The organism is Labrys wisconsinensis, from assembly GCF_030814995.1.
Classification (GTDB): Bacteria; Pseudomonadota; Alphaproteobacteria; order Rhizobiales; family Labraceae; genus Labrys; species Labrys wisconsinensis.
Genome location: NZ_JAUSVX010000010.1, coordinates 131611 through 146521, shown reverse-complemented (window position 1 = coordinate 146521; position 14911 = coordinate 131611). Strand labels below are relative to the sequence as shown.

General features: G+C 71.6%; 16 protein-coding genes. 3 read left to right on the top strand and 13 right to left on the bottom strand.

Annotated elements, in window-relative coordinates; translation table 11 throughout:
- The first annotated feature begins 7 nt into the window (after positions 1-7).
- The 3 genes from QO011_RS24320 to QO011_RS24310 are packed head-to-tail and all read left to right on the top strand — an operon-like array spanning position 8 to position 3491.
- Entirely contained in the window at positions 8-1543 is a 1536-nt protein-coding gene (locus tag QO011_RS24320; protein WP_307277710.1) for a sugar ABC transporter ATP-binding protein, read from the top strand.
- Positions 1540-2511, top strand: coding sequence for an ABC transporter permease (locus QO011_RS24315; RefSeq protein ID WP_307277708.1), 972 nt, complete (start codon positions 1540-1542; stop codon positions 2509-2511). Before QO011_RS24320 ends, QO011_RS24315 begins: the two co-directional genes overlap by 4 nt.
- Positions 2508-3491, top strand: a complete 984-nt coding sequence (locus tag QO011_RS24310; RefSeq protein ID WP_307277705.1) for an ABC transporter permease — start codon at positions 2508-2510, stop codon at positions 3489-3491. The genes QO011_RS24315 and QO011_RS24310 overlap by 4 nt, the downstream gene beginning before the upstream one ends.
- 17 nt (positions 3492-3508) lie before the next feature.
- Here the strand turns inward: QO011_RS24310 and QO011_RS24305 are convergent, their stop codons facing one another.
- The 13 genes from QO011_RS24305 to QO011_RS24245 all read right to left on the bottom strand — a co-directional run bounded on the left by QO011_RS24305 (position 3509) and on the right by QO011_RS24245 (position 14839).
- Positions 3509-3958: a MaoC/PaaZ C-terminal domain-containing protein gene (locus QO011_RS24305; protein ID WP_307277703.1), complete on the bottom strand. Its 450-nt coding sequence runs from the start codon at positions 3956-3958 to the stop codon at positions 3509-3511.
- A 126-nt stretch (positions 3959-4084) separates the two neighbouring features.
- A complete protein-coding gene (locus tag QO011_RS24300; protein WP_307277700.1) occupies positions 4085-5044 on the bottom strand; it encodes an ABC transporter permease in 960 nt (319 codons plus the stop codon).
- Positions 5037-5987 carry an ABC transporter permease gene (locus QO011_RS24295; protein WP_307277698.1) on the bottom strand — a complete coding sequence of 317 codons (951 nt, stop codon included), beginning with the start codon at positions 5985-5987 and terminating at the stop codon, positions 5037-5039. The genes QO011_RS24300 and QO011_RS24295 overlap by 8 nt, the downstream gene beginning before the upstream one ends.
- On the bottom strand, positions 5984-6718 hold the full coding sequence (locus QO011_RS24290) for an ATP-binding cassette domain-containing protein (RefSeq protein WP_307277696.1): 735 nt from the start codon (positions 6716-6718) through the stop codon (positions 5984-5986). Before QO011_RS24290 ends, QO011_RS24295 begins: the two co-directional genes overlap by 4 nt.
- Positions 6708-7448, bottom strand: a complete 741-nt coding sequence (locus QO011_RS24285) for an ATP-binding cassette domain-containing protein (RefSeq protein ID WP_307277693.1) — start codon at positions 7446-7448, stop codon at positions 6708-6710. Before QO011_RS24285 ends, QO011_RS24290 begins: the two co-directional genes overlap by 11 nt.
- Before the next feature lie 9 nt (positions 7449-7457).
- Positions 7458-8651 carry an ABC transporter substrate-binding protein gene (locus QO011_RS24280; RefSeq protein WP_307277690.1) on the bottom strand — a complete coding sequence of 398 codons (1194 nt, stop codon included), beginning with the start codon at positions 8649-8651 and terminating at the stop codon, positions 7458-7460.
- Between the two features lie 35 nt (positions 8652-8686).
- On the bottom strand, positions 8687-9823 hold the full coding sequence (locus tag QO011_RS24275; protein ID WP_307277687.1) for a type 2 periplasmic-binding domain-containing protein: 1137 nt from the start codon (positions 9821-9823) through the stop codon (positions 8687-8689).
- A complete protein-coding gene (locus QO011_RS24270) occupies positions 9820-10983 on the bottom strand; it encodes a CaiB/BaiF CoA transferase family protein (RefSeq protein WP_307277684.1) in 1164 nt (387 codons plus the stop codon). Before QO011_RS24270 ends, QO011_RS24275 begins: the two co-directional genes overlap by 4 nt.
- Entirely contained in the window at positions 10973-11539 is a 567-nt protein-coding gene (locus tag QO011_RS24265; RefSeq protein ID WP_307277682.1) for a MaoC family dehydratase, read from the bottom strand. The genes QO011_RS24270 and QO011_RS24265 overlap by 11 nt, the downstream gene beginning before the upstream one ends.
- A complete protein-coding gene (locus QO011_RS24260; protein ID WP_307277679.1) occupies positions 11536-12600 on the bottom strand; it encodes a Gfo/Idh/MocA family protein in 1065 nt (354 codons plus the stop codon). Before QO011_RS24260 ends, QO011_RS24265 begins: the two co-directional genes overlap by 4 nt.
- A 246-nt stretch (positions 12601-12846) precedes the next feature.
- A complete protein-coding gene (locus tag QO011_RS24255) occupies positions 12847-13176 on the bottom strand; it encodes an L-rhamnose mutarotase (RefSeq protein ID WP_307277677.1) in 330 nt (109 codons plus the stop codon).
- A 20-nt stretch (positions 13177-13196) separates the two neighbouring features.
- Positions 13197-14018 carry an amidohydrolase family protein gene (locus tag QO011_RS24250; RefSeq protein ID WP_307277674.1) on the bottom strand — a complete coding sequence of 274 codons (822 nt, stop codon included), beginning with the start codon at positions 14016-14018 and terminating at the stop codon, positions 13197-13199.
- A 44-nt stretch (positions 14019-14062) separates the two neighbouring features.
- Positions 14063-14839, bottom strand: coding sequence for an IclR family transcriptional regulator (locus QO011_RS24245; protein WP_307277671.1), 777 nt, complete (start codon positions 14837-14839; stop codon positions 14063-14065).
- Positions 14840-14911 lie beyond the last annotated feature (72 nt).

The following is a 14911-nucleotide window of genomic DNA, read 5'->3' as shown; positions in this document are numbered from 1 at the left end:
GAACGCCGTGGCCTCCCAACCCCTCCTGGACGCGTCCGGCGTGGCGAAGCGCTACGGCGCCGTCGCGGCGCTGCGCAACGCCTCGCTCTCGATCGAGCCCGGCGAGGTCCACGCCCTGATGGGCGCCAACGGCGCCGGCAAGTCGACGCTCGTCAAGATCCTGACCGGGGCGGTGCGCCCGGACGCCGGCCGCATCCTGATCCGCGGCGAGGCCCGCGCGCTCGGCTCGCCGGCGGCGGCGCGGCGCGCCGGGCTGGTCCCGGTCTACCAGGAGCCCTCGCTTGTTCCCGATCTCGACGTCGCCGACAACCTGCGCCTGACCGGCACGCCCGTCGAACCCTTCCGCGCCTGGGTGCGCGAACTCGGCGTGCCCGACCTCGACCTCGGCGAGCGCGCGCGCGACATTCCGCTCGCGGTGCTGCGGGTGCTCGATCTCGCCCGGGCGCTCGCCGCCGAGCCGGACGTGCTGCTGCTCGACGAGATGACGGCGGCGCTGCCGGCAGACCTCGCCGAGCGCGTCATGGCGGTGGTGCGCGGCCAGAGCCGCACCGGGCGCTCAGTGATCTTCATCTCGCACCGCTTCGTCGAGATCTCGGCCCTGTGCGACCGCGCCACCGTGCTGCGCGACGGCGAGACCGTCGGCGTGGTCGCCATGGCCCCCGGCGCGGAGGAGCGGATCGTCGAGCTGATGCTGGGCAGCCGCATCGTCAAGACGCGCGGCGCGGCCGCCGGCGGCGGGGGTGGACGGGCCGCCGGGTCCGCGCCCCGCCTCAGCGTGCGCAACCTTCAGGTCGGCACCAAGCTCGCCGACGTCTCGCTCGACCTCGGCGACGGCGAGGTCGCCGGCGTGGTCGCGCTCGAGGGGCAGGGGCAGGACGAATTGTTCGGTGCCCTCGCGGGCTCGATCCAGCCCTCCGGCGGCACGATCGAGGTCGATGGCCGGCCGGTCCGGTTCGGCCATCCCGCGGACGCGATCCGCGCCGGCATCGCCTATGTCCCGGGCGACCGCTCCGACGCCCTCTTGATGCACCGGTCCGTCCGCGAGAACATCGCGCTGCCGTTCAGCGCCCGGTTGCGGCGCTGGGGGCCGATCGCCATGGGGCGCGAGCAGGCCGCGGTGGCCGAGGCGATCCGCCGGCTGCAGATCGACACCCGAGCCCAGCGCGAGGTGCAGCGCCTCTCCGGCGGCAACCAGCAGAAGGTGACGATCGCCCGCTGGATCGCGGCGGAGGCGCGCACCATCCTGTGCTTCGACCCGACGCGCGGCATCGACGTCGGCACCAAGCAGGAGATCTACCGGCTGCTGCGCGACCTCGCCGGGCAGGGCCGGTCCGTGCTGTTCTACACCTCGGAGCTGGAGGAGGTGCAGCGCGTCTGCGATCGCGCCATCGTCATCTTCGGCGGCCGGGTGGTCGACATCCTGCCTGCCGAGATCGCCGACGAGGCGGCGCTGACGCGCGCCGCCTACGGGCTGCGGCGCGAGGCGACGGAGGAGCCGGACCTCCCGGCCGCGGTTGCCGATCCGTCGGGAGGGCCGCGATGAGCCTGCTGCGCCGCCAGGGCTGGGTCGCCGGCCTGCTCGTCCTGTTCGCCGCCCTGATGGTCGCGACCAAGCTGATCCAGCCCGGCTACGGGGCGGAGGATTTCGGCTCGCTGGTCCGCGCGGCGCTGCCCTATGCCTTCGCCGTCGCGGCCCAGGCGATCGTCGTCATCGCCGGCGGCGTCGACCTGTCGGTGGCGGCGATGATGGCGCTCGCCAGCGTCACCGCCGCCGTGCTGATGGACGGGGCCAGCGAGCAGCAGGCCCTTCTGGTGGTGCCCTTCGTGCTGGCGCTGGGATGCGGCCTCGGCGCACTCAACGGCGCCCTGATCGTGCTGACGCGGGTGCCCGACATCGTGGTGACCCTGGCGATGCTGTTCGTGCTGCAGGGCGTGGCGCTGCTCGTCCTCGCCGCGCCGGGCGGCGGCGCGGCGCAATGGCTGCGGGCGGCGATCGTCGGCACCGTGCCGCTCCCGGGGGTGCCCGAGGACGTCACCGCCTGGATCCCGAAGGCGCTGGTGCTCCTGCTCGCCTGCCTCGGCCTCGTCTGGATCCCGCTGCGGCGCTCGCGGCTCGGCCTGTCGATCTACGCCATCGGCAGCAGCGAGCTGGCGGCCTTCCGCAGCGGCGTGCCGGTGGCCTGGACCAGGATCGCCGCCTATGCCGGCGCCGGGCTGTTCTCGGCCATGGGCGGCCTCGCCCTGACCATGAGCACGGGCATCGGCGCGCCCATCCCCGGCCCCTATCTCCTGGCCAGCGTCGCGGCGGTGGTGCTCGGCGGCGTGGCGCTGGGCGGCGGGCGCGGCGGCCTGCTCGGGCCGATCATCGCCGTCTTCGTGCTGCGGCTGGTGCGCACCGACCTCACCCTGCTCGCGGTGGATCCCAACATCGCCTCGATCATCGAAGGAGCGATCATGGTCGTCGTCGTGATGTTCGGCGCCTTCCTCGCCATCGGAGGGCGGGCTCGATGAGCGACAGCGTCACGGCATCGCCACCGATCGGCCGGCGCGTCCGGCGGTTCATGGCCGACCATCCGCTGGTGCCGCTGGTCGTGCTCCTGATCGTGCTGGTCGCGGTGCTGCAGGGGCTGCGGCCCGGCATCGTCAACGAGCGCTGGCTCGCCAACACCGTGAAGTTCGCCATCCCGCTCGCCCTGCTGGCGGGCTGCCAGACCATCACCATGCTGACGGGCGGCATCGACCTCTCCGCCGCCACGGTGGCGACCATGGCCGCCTTCATCACCGCCTCGCTGGCCGTGGACCACGACCCGGCGGTGGCGATGGCCGTCGCCCTGGTCCCGGCCGTGCTGATCGGCCTGCTCAACGGCATCGGCGCCGGCATCTTCCGCGTCCATCCGCTGATCATGACGCTGGGCACCAGCCTGGTCGGCGCCGGCTGCCTGCAGGTCTACCAGCGCATGGTCATCGCCTCGGGCACGAAGATCCCGGACGTGCTGGCCTGGCTCGGCACCGGCCTGACCTACGGCATCCCGAACGCGCTGGCGCTGTTCGTGCCCGTCGCCGCGCTCCTCGTCCTGATGCTCGGCCGCACCGGCTTCGGCCGCCTGCTCTATGCCGTCGGCGACAACGAGCGGGCGGCCCGGCTCTCCGGCGTGCGGTACTGGCAGGTGATCATCGCGCTCTACGTCCTGTCCTCGCTGCTCGCGGCCGTCACCGGCTTCCTCTATCTCGGCCTGGTCAAGGCGCCGTCCTCGCTGTCGCTGGCCGATCCGCTGCTGCTGCCCTCCGTCGCCGCGGCCGTCATCGGCGGCACCTCGATCTTCGGCGGCCGCGGCGGCTATGCCGGCACGATCGTCGGCGCCCTGATCCTGACCGTGCTGACGACGCTCCTGACCATCCTGCAGATGCCCGAAGGCGCCCGCCGCATCCTGTTCGGCCTCATCATCCTGTTCGTCACCGCGGCCTATCTGCGCATCATCGAGGATCGCTGACCGGCCGGCGCATCCGCTCATGCGGCCGGGCGCCGCTCGGCGAGCAGCACGTGGTCGCAGGCCAGCACCGTCTCGCCGCGCTGGTTGACGACCCGGCAGCTCTCCACCACGCGGCCCTTGTCCGGGCGCCTGGGGTCGGGCTCCAGGGCCGAGACCGTCAGCACGGTGTGGATGGTGTCGCCGATGAACACCGGCCGGGGAAAGCGCAGCCGGTCATAGCCGTAGGTGAAGGCGAGCGGGTTGATCTCGCTGGCGGTGAGGCCGATGCCGATGGCGAAGGTCATGGTGCCGTGGGCGATGCGCTGGCCGAACGGGCTCGCCTTCATGTGCTCGGCGTCCATGTGGTGCGGGAAGAAGTCGCCGGTGTGCCCGGCATGGACGACGAAGTCGGTCTCGGTGATGGTGCGCCCGTGGCTGCGGCGCTCCTCGCCGAGCACATAGTCCTCGAAATAGCGCGGACGTTCCATGGCAGCCCCTAGTGTTCCGACTCTAACGGTTCGTTCCGAACCGTCAGCCCGGAACCCTAGTTGGTTCAATGCATTGTGTTGTGCTTCCAACGCAATGGTCGGGGATCAAGCGTCGGAAGCACAACACTAGATCGTGGTGCGGATGTGCGGCTCGCGCCCGTAGAGCGAGACCAGCGCGATGATGACGAGGCCGAGCGCCGCCTGCACGCTGGCAGGCTGCAGGCCGAGGCCGATGAGCAGCGTGTTGATCTCGGTCAGCACCAGCGCGCCGGCGACGGTGCCGGCATAGGAGCCGCGCCCGCCGGTCAGCGCCGTGCCGCCGACCACCACGGCGGCGATGGTCTGGAAGAGATAGGGCTGGCCGACCGCACCATAGGCCGAGCCGGTGAAGCCGAGCAGCAGCACGCCGGCGAGCGCCGCGAACAGGGCCGAGAGCGCGAAGGCGGCGGCCCAGAGCGCCACCGGCCGGATCAGGGCGAGCGGCGCCGCGCCGGGATTGCTGCCGAGGGCGTAGAGGCGCCGGCCGAACGGCGTGCGCGCCAGGACGAGGGCCACCAGCACGGCGAGGACGAGGCAGCACGGCACCAGCGGCGGCACCGGCAGCGGCCCGGTGGTGCCGCCGATCGAGACGAAGGCGGAGACCGCGGCGGGCGCCGAGCCCGAGGGAAAGCCGCCGGTCCACAGCAGGACCAGGCCCTGTACCACCGTGCCGATGCCGAGGGTGACGATCAGGGGATGCACGCCGAGCGCAGCCGAGACCGCGCCGTTGCAGGCGCCGACGGCGAGCGCCAGGGCGGCGACGAGCAGGCAGACCAGCGCGAAGGGCCAGCCCCGGCCGGTGAGCTCCGCGGCCACGACATTGGCGAAGCCGATCAGGAAGGGGATGGAGAGGTCGATGCCGCCGACGATGACGACGATGGTCTGGCCGATCGAGGCGACGGCCAGCAGCGAGGCCAGCACCAGCATGGCCCGGATGGCGAAGGGCGCGGAATAGCCCGGGATCAGCGCCGTGCCGACGGCATGCAGCGCGGCGGCGATCAGGAAGGCGCCGGCGACGCGGCGATCGACGTGCAGGCGTTCACGCATGGGACCGGGCTCCGGCGCGGGTCTGCAGGGCGGTGAGCACGACGGCGGCGACCAGGATCGCGCCATAGGCGATCTGCAGCACGAAGGTCGAGACGTTGAAGAAGGTGAGGGCGTTCTGCAGGAGGAAGATGTCGAGCGCGCCGATCGCCGCGCCGATGAGGCCGCCGCGCCCGCCGCCGAGGCTGACCCCGCCGAGCGCCACCGCGGAAATGGCGATCAGCGTGTAGGCCGGGCCGATATTGGGATCGGCCGAGCCGATCAGCGCCGTCAGCATCAGCCCGGCCGCGCCGGCATAGAGGCCGGTCAGGCCATAGGCGAGGAAGCGCACGGCCGTGATCGGCACGCCGGCGGTATAGGCGGCGCGGTCGTCGCTGCCCACCGCCATCAGGTGCTCGTACCAGGGCGTCCGGCGCAGCAGGGCCCAGGAGAGGAACACCAGGCCGAGCGGCAGGAACGACCAGGTGCCGGCCAGCGCCTTGAGCCAAGCGGGCGCCGGCCCGACCGGGGCGGGCAGCACGACCAGGGTGACGCCGGACAGCACGAGATAGGTGCCGAGCGTGCCGACGATCGGCTGGATGCGCAGCACCGTGGCGAGCACGCCGTTGGCGGCCCCCATGAGCGCACCGAGGGCGAGCGCCGCCGGCACCAGCAGCCAGGGCGATGAGACACCGCAGCGCAGCACCAGCACCTGGATCAGCACGGCGTTGACGAAGCCCATCTGCGGCCCCACCGAGACGTCGATGCCGCCCCGGCCGGACAGGATCGCCGGCGTCGAGGCGACGGCGGCGCCGATCAGCGGCGCGGCGAGGCCGAGGAGCAGCCCCCAGCCCTCCGGCCGGAACCGGCCGGGCGCCAGCCAGAGATTGACGGCGAGCAGGATCACCAGCAGCACGGCGGCAAAGCCGATGCCGCCGAGCCGGCGCAGCAGCGTCGCCCCGGTCACGCCGCCCTCCCGAACATCGCCGCGATCACCGCCGCGCCGGTCATATCGGCGCCGCCGAGGCGCGCCGCCAGCGCCTGCTCGCGGAAGACCAGCACGCGGCCGCACAGGGCCAGGATTTCTTCGATCTTGCTCGAGAGGATCACCAGTGCCAGGCCCTCCTCGGCCGCCAGGCCGCGGAAGACGTCGTAGAGCACGTGGCGCGTGGCGACGTCGACGCCGCGGGTGGGATCGTTGAGCAGCAGCGCGCGGGGCTGCAGCGCCAGGGCGCGCGCCAGCAGCACCTTCTGCTGGTTGCCGCCGGACAGGGTCGTGATCGGCGCGCGCCAGTCCGGCGCGTTGATCGAGAGGCGGCGGACATGGGCTTCGAAGCGGCTGCGGCGGCGACGCGGCGCGATGAAGCCGAGGCGGGTGTCGGCGCCGGCGGTGGCGATGGCGAAATTGTCGAGCACGGAGAGGGTCGGGAAGATGCCGGTCGCCCGCCGGTCGCGCGGGACATAGGCGAGGCCCCGCGCCACGGCCTGGCGGAAGCCGGCGAGCGGCCGCCCGTCGAGGCGCACCTCGCCCGCCGCCGGGCGCGCGAGGCCCGCCAGCGTCTTCAGGAAAGCCTCCTGGCCATGGCCGTCGAGGCCGGCGAGCCCGACGATCTCGCCGGGCGCGACGCGCTCGTCGAAGGGCTCGGCCTCGGGTCGCAGGCGCAAGTCCCGGGCCTCCAGGAGGGTGTCAGAGGGCATGGGCGAGCTCTGCCGCCGTCTGCGGCGCCATGAGCCTGAGCAGGCTTTCCGGATCGCAGCCGGCCACCGGCAGCGTCGCCACCGAGCGTCCGGCGCGCAGCACTGAGACGTCGTCGGACAGGGCCATGACCTCATCCATGCGATGGGTGATGAACAGGATCAGCGTGCCCTCCCGCGCCAGGCGCCGCATCGTGGCGAACACCGCCTCGCGGTCGCCGAAGTCGAGCGCCGCCGTCACCTCGTCGAGGACGAGCAGCCGCGGCCGGCGGTAGAGGGCGCGGGCGAGCACGACGAGCTGCTGCATGGCGAGCGGCAGACGGCCCGCCTCCGCCTCCAGCGGCATGGGATCGCGCGTCAGCGGCTGCAGCACCGCCTCGACCGCGGCACGGCGCCGGCTGCGCGCCAGGCGGCGGCGGAACAGGCCGTCGACGCCGAGCAGCACGTTGTCGACCACCGAGCGGTCGGGCGCGATCAGCACCTCCTGGAACACGGTCGCGACGCCCGCCGCCTGCAGCTCCGCCGGGTGGCGCCCGGCAAGCGGCCGGCCGTCGAGCACGACGCTGCCGCCGTCCGGGCGCACCACGCCGGAGAGGACCTTGACCAGCGTCGACTTGCCCGAGCCGTTCTCGCCGAGGATGGTGTGGACGGTGCCGGGCCGCACGGCGATCGTCGCGTCTGCGAGCGCGATGGTCTCGCCGTAGCGCTTCCTGAGGTGTTCGATCGCGAGCATGCGGCTCCGTCACTTCGGGCAGGCGGGCGGGACCTTGGCATAGTCCCAGCCGGGGCTCGCCGCGGGCCTGGCGAAATAGGCGTTCAGCATCTCCTCCGGCATCGGATCGGCCGGCGGCACCGGGAAGACCGAGACCGCGTCCGGCGTCATGCAGGGCTGGTACCATTCGCCGAGGTCCTTGCCGTGCACGGCCGGTATCGGGATCAGCAGCGTGTTGAGCCTGGGCTGCTGGCCCTCCAGCAGGCGCGCGGCGACGCGGAACAGGGTCTGCGCCGTCCAGCCCGGCAGGACCGCATTGCCCTCGAAGCGGTACTTGTCGGGATTGGCCTTCCAGTAGCCGAGCGCGTCGCCGGTGATCGAGCCGGTGATCAGCGGCGCCGGGCGGCCGGCCTCGGCGAAGGCCTCGGCCACGACGCGGCTCTCGCTGCCGGTGGTCCAGACCGCATCGACCGGGGCGGGGTTGGTGGCGAGCGCCTGCAGCACCACGGTCTTGGTGACGTTGGCCGTCCAGTTGCCGTTGACGGAGCGCGGCGCCTTCAGCCCCGGATTCTCGGCCAGCGCCTTGTCGGCACCCTGCCGCTCCTGCACCACGATGGGATGGCCGGCAATGCCCTCGACCAGGAGGACGTTGGCCGTGCCGCCGGTCTGTCCGGCGATCGCCGTCATCATGTCGTAGCCCCAGCGGGCATAGTTGGAATCGACGTTGACGGCATAGGGGCTGGTGACCGAGCCGGCGGCGGTGACGAAGGGGATGCCCTTGTCGTGCGCGGCGGCGATGGCATCGTCGAGCGCCGTGGCCGAGCCCGGGATCGAGGTGATCACCGTGCAGCCCTTGTCGATGAAGCCGCGGATCTGGTTGATCTGCTGGCTGGCGTCGTTGTTGGAATCGGCCACCTCGAAGCTCGACACCTTGCCCTCGGCGATCAGGCCGTCGACCAGGCGCTTCAATTCGTTGGTCACCGCCACGCGCCAGGGGTTGCCCTGGTAGGATTCCGAATGGCACCATTTCCACGGGCCCTTCGGCGCCGCCCAGCCGTCCCAGGCCGAGGGCAGCACCTTTTGCGGCGCCCCGTCATATTGCGCCTTGAGCTCGGGCGGCAGCTTGGCGATCGTGCCCGCGACGTCGGTCTGAGCCGCGGCCGGCAGGACCTGCGCCGCGAGCGCCGCCACGACCAGCGCGGCCGCCCTGGATGTCGTCCTCATCGTCCTCTCCTCCCTGCCGGTCTGCGCCGGCGTTGCTATCGTGGCTCGAAACTCCCCGCGAACAGGCGGTCGAGGTCGTCCAGGACTAGGCCCGCCGCCTCGCCGTCGCCAAGGCCGGTCGAGATGCGTTCCGAGGCGGCGCCCTGGAAGGCCATGTAGCCGTCGTGCCGCGGCCTGAGATAGGAGCCTTCCAGCGTCGCGCGCGTGCTGCGGTAGAAGCCGAGCACCGGCGCATTCACCGCCTCGTCCTCCCAGGCCTCGGCATGGCCGGGCTGGCCGCCGGCCTCGGCATAAGGTCCGCGCTGCGCCGGGCCGCCGGCGATCCAGTAGGCGAAATCCACGGCCTCGCCGGGATGGCGGCTCAAGGCCGAGACGGCGATGCCGGTGCCGCCGAGCGCCGCGCCGACCGGGCCGCGGGCGCCGGCCCGGGGGATGTCGGCGAAGGCGATGCGATGCGGGCGGAAGCCTGCAAGGGCATAGGGGACATAGCCGTAGACGAAGGGTGCGCAGTCGATCGCCGACCCTGCGGCGGCCATGCGCTCGAACACGGCGATGGGATCGCGCTCGAAGTCGCCGGCATCGAGATCGGATGCGAGCTCGCGCATCAGGCTCCAGACGTCGCCGGCGACGCCGCGCTCGACGAAGGGCCCTTTCTCCACCGAGCAGGGCGCGCCGAGATGGGCGTTGAGCGTCATGAACAGCATCAGCGCATGGGGGGCGCGCAGCGGCACGGCGACCCGCCCGCGGCGCGCCAGCGCCATCACCTCGCTGAGCAGGACGGGCGCTGCGGCCAGGCGGTCCGGCCGGAAGGCCTGGACCTGCGTGGCGGCGTCGATGGGGAAGGCCCATTGCCGGCCGGCATAGGTATAGGAGCGGTAGGAGGGGCCGACCGAGCCGGCGGCCAGCGCCTGACGCTCGGCCTCGCGGCCCACGACGTCGAGCGGCAGCAGGCAGTCCTCCGCCGTCACCTGCCCGACATGGGGGTGGTCGATCACCAGGAGGTCGTAGGCCCGGGCGAGCTCGTCCACCGGAAAGGTCTCGAAGTCCTGCAGCGAGCGCTTGTCCCAGGTGACGGCGACGCCGGTCCGCTCCGCCCACAGGGCCGAGCAGGCGACCATCGGGTCGTAGCCGCGCGGGTGGTTCCAGGTCATGCCCTTGAGGGTGACGATCACAGCCCGAACTCCGCCCGGATCGCGGCCGAATGCTCGCCGACGCGCGGCGCTGCGTCCGCCACCCCGGCGCGCGCGCCGTCGAAGCGCAGGGGCGAGCGGGTGGTCAGGATCGAGACGGCGTCTTCGCGGGTCACGGTCTGCAGCATGTCGAGCGCCTTGAAGCCCTCGCTCTCCATCAGCTCCGGCCAGTCCAGCACCTTGGCGCACCAGATGTCGGCGGGCTCGAGGATGGCGAGCCAGTGGTCGGTCGTCTCGCCGGCCAGCACCTCGGCCAGGATCGCCTTGATCTCGTCGCGGGCGGTGAACCAGGTGGCCGGCCGGTCGCGATAGGGTGCGAGCGCCTCGGCGCCGAGGAGGTCGGCCAGCCTGGCGATCGGCGTCATGGCGATGGCAAGGAAGCCGTCGGCCGTCGGATAGACGCCATAGGGCGCGGCGAGATAGGCGTGGGCCGAGCGGAAGCCCGAGCGGCGCGGCGGGCGGCGCCCGTCGTTGAGATGGGTGGTCAGCACCTCGAACTGGAAGTCGACCAGGGCTTCGAGCAGGCTGGTCTCGACATGGCGGCCGCGCCCGGAGACGCCGCGGGCGACCAGCGCGGCGAGGATGCCCTGGCAGAGCGCGGCGCCTGCCAGCATGTCGGCGATGGCGAGGCCGAAGGGCACCGGGCCCTGGCCTTCGTCGCCGTTGAGCCACATCACGCCCGAGCGCGACTGGGCGAGGAGGTCCTGCCCCGGCCGCTTCACCCAGGGGCCTTCGCTGCCGTAGCCCGTGATCGAGCCGTAGACGATGCGCGGGTTGATCGCCTGCACCGCGGCCCAGTCGAGGCCGAGCCGCTCGATCACGCCGGGGCGGAAGTTCTGGATCACCACGTCGGCGCGGGCCAGCAGCGCCTTCAGCGCGGCGAGGTCGGCCTCGCTCTTCAGGTCGACCGCGAAGCTCTCCTTGGCGCGGTTGATGGCGTGGAAGATGGTGGAATCGCCGCCGATCTCGGTGTCGCTGAGATAGAGGCGGCGCGAGAGGTCGCCGCCGTCGGGGCGCTCGATCTTGATGACGCGCGCGCCCATGTCGAGCAGGCGCAGCGAGCAATAGGGCCCGGACAGGAACTGGCTCATGTCGACGACGACGAGCCCGTCGAGCGGCAGGCCGGCAGCGTCACGCGGCATTGCCGTCCGCCTCCGTCCTGTCGGCGAAATCGACCGGGTCGCGGTACTTCACGGTCTGGAGATGCTCGCAATAGAGCACCAGCTCGCCCTCGCCCTTGAACACTTCGTAGGAGGCGCGGATCAGGCCCATCTCCTGGTATTTGGGGCGTTTCTCCAGGTTGGTGCGGATGGTGTAGATGGTGTCGCCGACGAAGGTCGGGCCGATGAAGCGCAGGCGGTCATAGCCGTAGGAGAAGGCGTTGACGCAATTGGTCGCCACCAGCCCGAGCCCGGCCGAGAAGACGAAGGCGCCGGCCACGAGGCGCCGGCCGAACCGGCCCTCGGTGGTGGCGAAGATCTCGTCCTGGACATAGGGATGGATGTCGGTGACCAGCAGGTTGAAGGCGTGGCTGTCGCCCTCGGCGAGGGTGCGGCGCAGCGAGCGGATCTTCTGGCCCACCGGCCAGTCCTCGTAGAACCAGTTCTCCGCGTTCCAGACGGGCAGGGCGGCGTGGCTTTCCGGCATGGTCCTGGGATGGGTCGAGGACACGCCGACGGTGGGGGCGAAACCGGTCATCGGGCCTCCGGGAGCGGGGCGATCGGCGTCGCCGGCGCTGAGCTCGAGGTGAAGCAGGCCTCGACCAGGGCCATGGTCTTCCAGGCGTCCGCGACGGCGGTGACGAGCGTCTCGTCCTCGCCGGCGGCGAAGCGCTGCAGGTTCGACATCGGGCCGATGAAGGCGTGGGGGAACCAGGTACCCCGCAGCGGCACGCTTTCCCACTCTCCACCCGTCTCGCAGAGCCAGAGCTCGTCCGGCTCGCCACGGGGATAGTCGAGATTGACGCCGAGCCTGGCGACGGCGCAGCCCCGCGTGCCCTCCAGGCGCAGGCTGGAATCCTGGAACTTCCGGCCGAAATCGTGGTGGTGGTTGACGGAGAGGACGCAGCGCAGGCGCTCGCCATAGTCGAGGATGGCGCTGGTGCGGGTCTGGGCCAGCGTGCTGGCGGGATGGCCGATGGTCTTGGCGTGCACCCCGGCGGGATCGCCGAGCAGGCGGCGCATCAGGTCGAGATAATGGATCGAGTGCAGCGCGATCTCCATGCGCTCGAGGCCCTGGAGGAAGGGCCAGAGATGCCAGGGCGTCAGCACGTTGACGTGCATCTCCGCTTCGACGATCTCGCCGAGGCGGCCCTGCGCCACCCAATCGGCGAGGGCGAGCATCATCGGGGCGAAGCGCAGCTGGAAATTCACGGCGGCGAGGAGGCCGCGGCGGCGCGCCGCTGCCAAGATGGCGCTCGCCTCGGCGAGGTCGCGCCCCAGCGGCTTCTGGATCAGCACCGGGCTGCCCGCCGGCAGGCGCTCGATCACGCCGAGATGGGCGGCCGGCGGCAGGGCGAGGTCGAAGACGGCGCTGTCGACCGCCAGCGCCGCTTCGAGGCTCGGGAAGACGGAAAGGCCGAAGCGCGCGGCGGTGGCAGCGGCGCGCTCGCCGTCGATGTCGAAGAGGCCCGCCACCGGCAGGCCGGCGAGGCGATAGGCCGGCAGATGGGCGTCGGCGACGATGCCGCCCGCGCCGATGACGACGATAGGCCGCGGGGCCGACGGCCCGGGCCATGCCTGGGCGAGGGCTTCCCGCATCGCATCTCCCGCAGGTTGGTTCTTATGTGAATGATATTTTCATATACGGGTGGTCAATGCAAGCGGGCGACGAAGCGGGATTCCCCGACCTCCGCGAGGCGATCTCGACAATTCCGCTTGATTTCAAAGCTTTGCACCGGGCCGTGCTCTGAAACCGGTAACTTGGTTTGGAAGGGACTGCAGACAAGTACGCTGCGCTCTCCGCCATGACGGGTCGCTTTATTTTGTCCCGAATGAGGCCTTCGATCAGTCCTCGTGGAACACCGGCTCCATCGTGGCCCACCATTCGCCGGCGACGCGGCTTTCCAGCGGCCGCTGCATCGGCATGCAGACCTTCCACCAGTCCTGCGTCACCGGATCGGCCGCCATATCAGCCATGTCGGCGGCGAGATCCGTGCCGTGATACTCGAAATAGGCGAAGAGCAGGTTCTCCGGCTCGCGCAGGAAGATGGTGTAGTTGCGGATGTTGCTGGCGGCGATCTGCCGGAGCACATCCGGCCAGACGGCGGCATGGATGCGTTTGTATTCCGCGATATGGGCGGGATCGATGCCGATGACGCTGCCGATACGCTGCATGGGACGGTCCTCCTCGTTTTTCAGAGCTTGTAGATGCGGGTGGCGTTGCCGGAAAGGATCGCGGCCTTCTCCGTCTCGGGGAAGCCGGCCAGCAGGGCATGCGTCGCCTCCACCCAGCGGGTGAGGCTGGCGCCGAGGGTGCAGACCGGCGCGTCGCTGCCCCAGACGACGCGGTCGGCGCCAAAGCTGCCGATGGCGTGCTCGGCGTAGGGCCGCAGGGTCTCCACGGTCCAGTCCGGCCCGGCATAGGCGACGATGCCGGAGAGCTTCACGCTGACATTCGGCAGGCGGGCCATGGCCGCGATCTCGGCGCGCCAGGGATCGAGGCCGCCGGCGATGTCGGGCACGCCGCAATGGTCGAGCACGAAGGATACGTCCGGGCAGGCCTCGACCAGGGCGCGGCCGACAGCGAGCTGGCGGGCGAGGACGCAGAGGTCGAACGGCAGGCCGAGCGGGGCGAGGCGGCGCAGGTTGTGGACGAAGGTCGCGGAGCCGGAGAGGTCGTCCGGCGAGGTGTGGAGGATGCGCCTGAAGCCCTTCACGCCGGGAATGGCGACGACCCGTTCGAGGAAGGCCGGGAAGCCGGCGTGCTCCGGCCGGCAGCTGGCGATGGCGCCGACGATCGGCGGGCCGAGGCCGAGCACGAAGCGCGTCTCGGCCTCCATCTCGGCCTCGGCGACGTCGACCTCCATGTGGAGCGCCGCCTCGATGCCGAGCCCCGCCGCCTCACGCCGATAGTCCTCCAGCCGGTGCGGCTTGTTCAGCGCCGGCACCCCGTCGAGCCAGGGATAGGCGAAGCGCTCGGGATAGACGAGGTGCAGATGGGTGTCGACGATGCGCATCGCGGCGCCTCCTTGGCTTGCGGCCCCGTCAGGCCGGCTCGGGGTCATTCCGCGCCGCCGGCGCTGGCGGCGATCTCGCGGGCGCAGGCCTGAAGCAGCGCCAGCACCGCGTCCTGGTCCGGCATGTCGGCATTGTCGAGCCGCTGCAGATGCGGGCATGTCAGGGCGGCCAGCGCCTGGCCGCCCGGCCCCATCAGCGGGGTCGACAGGTTGGTGACGCCGGTGGTCTGCTGGCTCGGCATGCGCTCGTAGCCGCGGGCGCGCACCTGCTCGAGCCGCTGCTCCAGGTCCTCGGGCCAGATCTCGTGCGGCATCTGCTCGCGCTCCTCCAGCATGAGGCGCCGCTCCTCCGGCGTGGCATAGGCGAGCAGCACGTGGCCCGAGCCGGTGTTGAGCATGCTGATATGCGAGCCGACGCGGATGGCGATGCCCCAATAGCCCGGCGCGTCGACCTGGGCGATGACCATCAGGCTGCCGCGGTCATAGACCACGAGGTGGCAGGCCTGCCCGGCCTCGCGGGCGAACCGCCGCATCACCGGCAGCGACTGGCTGACGAGGCGGCGCATCGGCGGGTGGCGATGGGCGAGGCCGAACAGCTTGAGCGTCAGCTCGTAGCGGTCGGAGTTCGTGCGCAGGACATAGCCGCGGCGCACCAGCCGGTCGAGCATGCGGTAGATCTCGTTGGGCGAGCGATCGAGCGCCTTGGCGATCTCTGCCTGCGACATCGGCTCGTCGACGCCGGACAGGAGCTCCAGGATGTCGAGCCCCTTGTCGAGCGCGGGTGCGCGGTAGCGCTCGCCGTTCTCCTCCATCTCGGTCATGCCGCCCTCCCTCCGATCGGCCCGAGCCATTCCATGCCGGCCCCGGCCGACGCAATGGCGAATTGACCCGAT

Coding starts and splice junctions, on each gene's coding strand:
- QO011_RS24270 (WP_307277684.1), bottom strand. CDS start 10,983: ATGCCGCGTGACGCTGCCGGCCTGCCGCTCGACGGGCTCGTCGTCGTC.
- QO011_RS24290 (WP_307277696.1), bottom strand. CDS start 6,718: ATGCCCTCTGACACCCTCCTGGAGGCCCGGGACTTGCGCCTGCGACCC.
- QO011_RS24300 (WP_307277700.1), bottom strand. CDS start 5,044: ATGCGTGAACGCCTGCACGTCGATCGCCGCGTCGCCGGCGCCTTCCTG.
- QO011_RS24285 (WP_307277693.1), bottom strand. CDS start 7,448: ATGCTCGCGATCGAACACCTCAGGAAGCGCTACGGCGAGACCATCGCG.
- QO011_RS24260 (WP_307277679.1), bottom strand. CDS start 12,600: ATGCGGGAAGCCCTCGCCCAGGCATGGCCCGGGCCGTCGGCCCCGCGG.
- QO011_RS24255 (WP_307277677.1), bottom strand. CDS start 13,176: ATGCAGCGTATCGGCAGCGTCATCGGCATCGATCCCGCCCATATCGCG.
- QO011_RS24310 (WP_307277705.1), top strand. CDS start 2,508: ATGAGCGACAGCGTCACGGCATCGCCACCGATCGGCCGGCGCGTCCGG.
- QO011_RS24315 (WP_307277708.1), top strand. CDS start 1,540: ATGAGCCTGCTGCGCCGCCAGGGCTGGGTCGCCGGCCTGCTCGTCCTG.
- QO011_RS24265 (WP_307277682.1), bottom strand. CDS start 11,539: ATGACCGGTTTCGCCCCCACCGTCGGCGTGTCCTCGACCCATCCCAGG.
- QO011_RS24245 (WP_307277671.1), bottom strand. CDS start 14,839: ATGACCGAGATGGAGGAGAACGGCGAGCGCTACCGCGCACCCGCGCTC.
- QO011_RS24250 (WP_307277674.1), bottom strand. CDS start 14,018: ATGCGCATCGTCGACACCCATCTGCACCTCGTCTATCCCGAGCGCTTC.
- QO011_RS24280 (WP_307277690.1), bottom strand. CDS start 8,651: ATGAGGACGACATCCAGGGCGGCCGCGCTGGTCGTGGCGGCGCTCGCG.
- QO011_RS24305 (WP_307277703.1), bottom strand. CDS start 3,958: ATGGAACGTCCGCGCTATTTCGAGGACTATGTGCTCGGCGAGGAGCGC.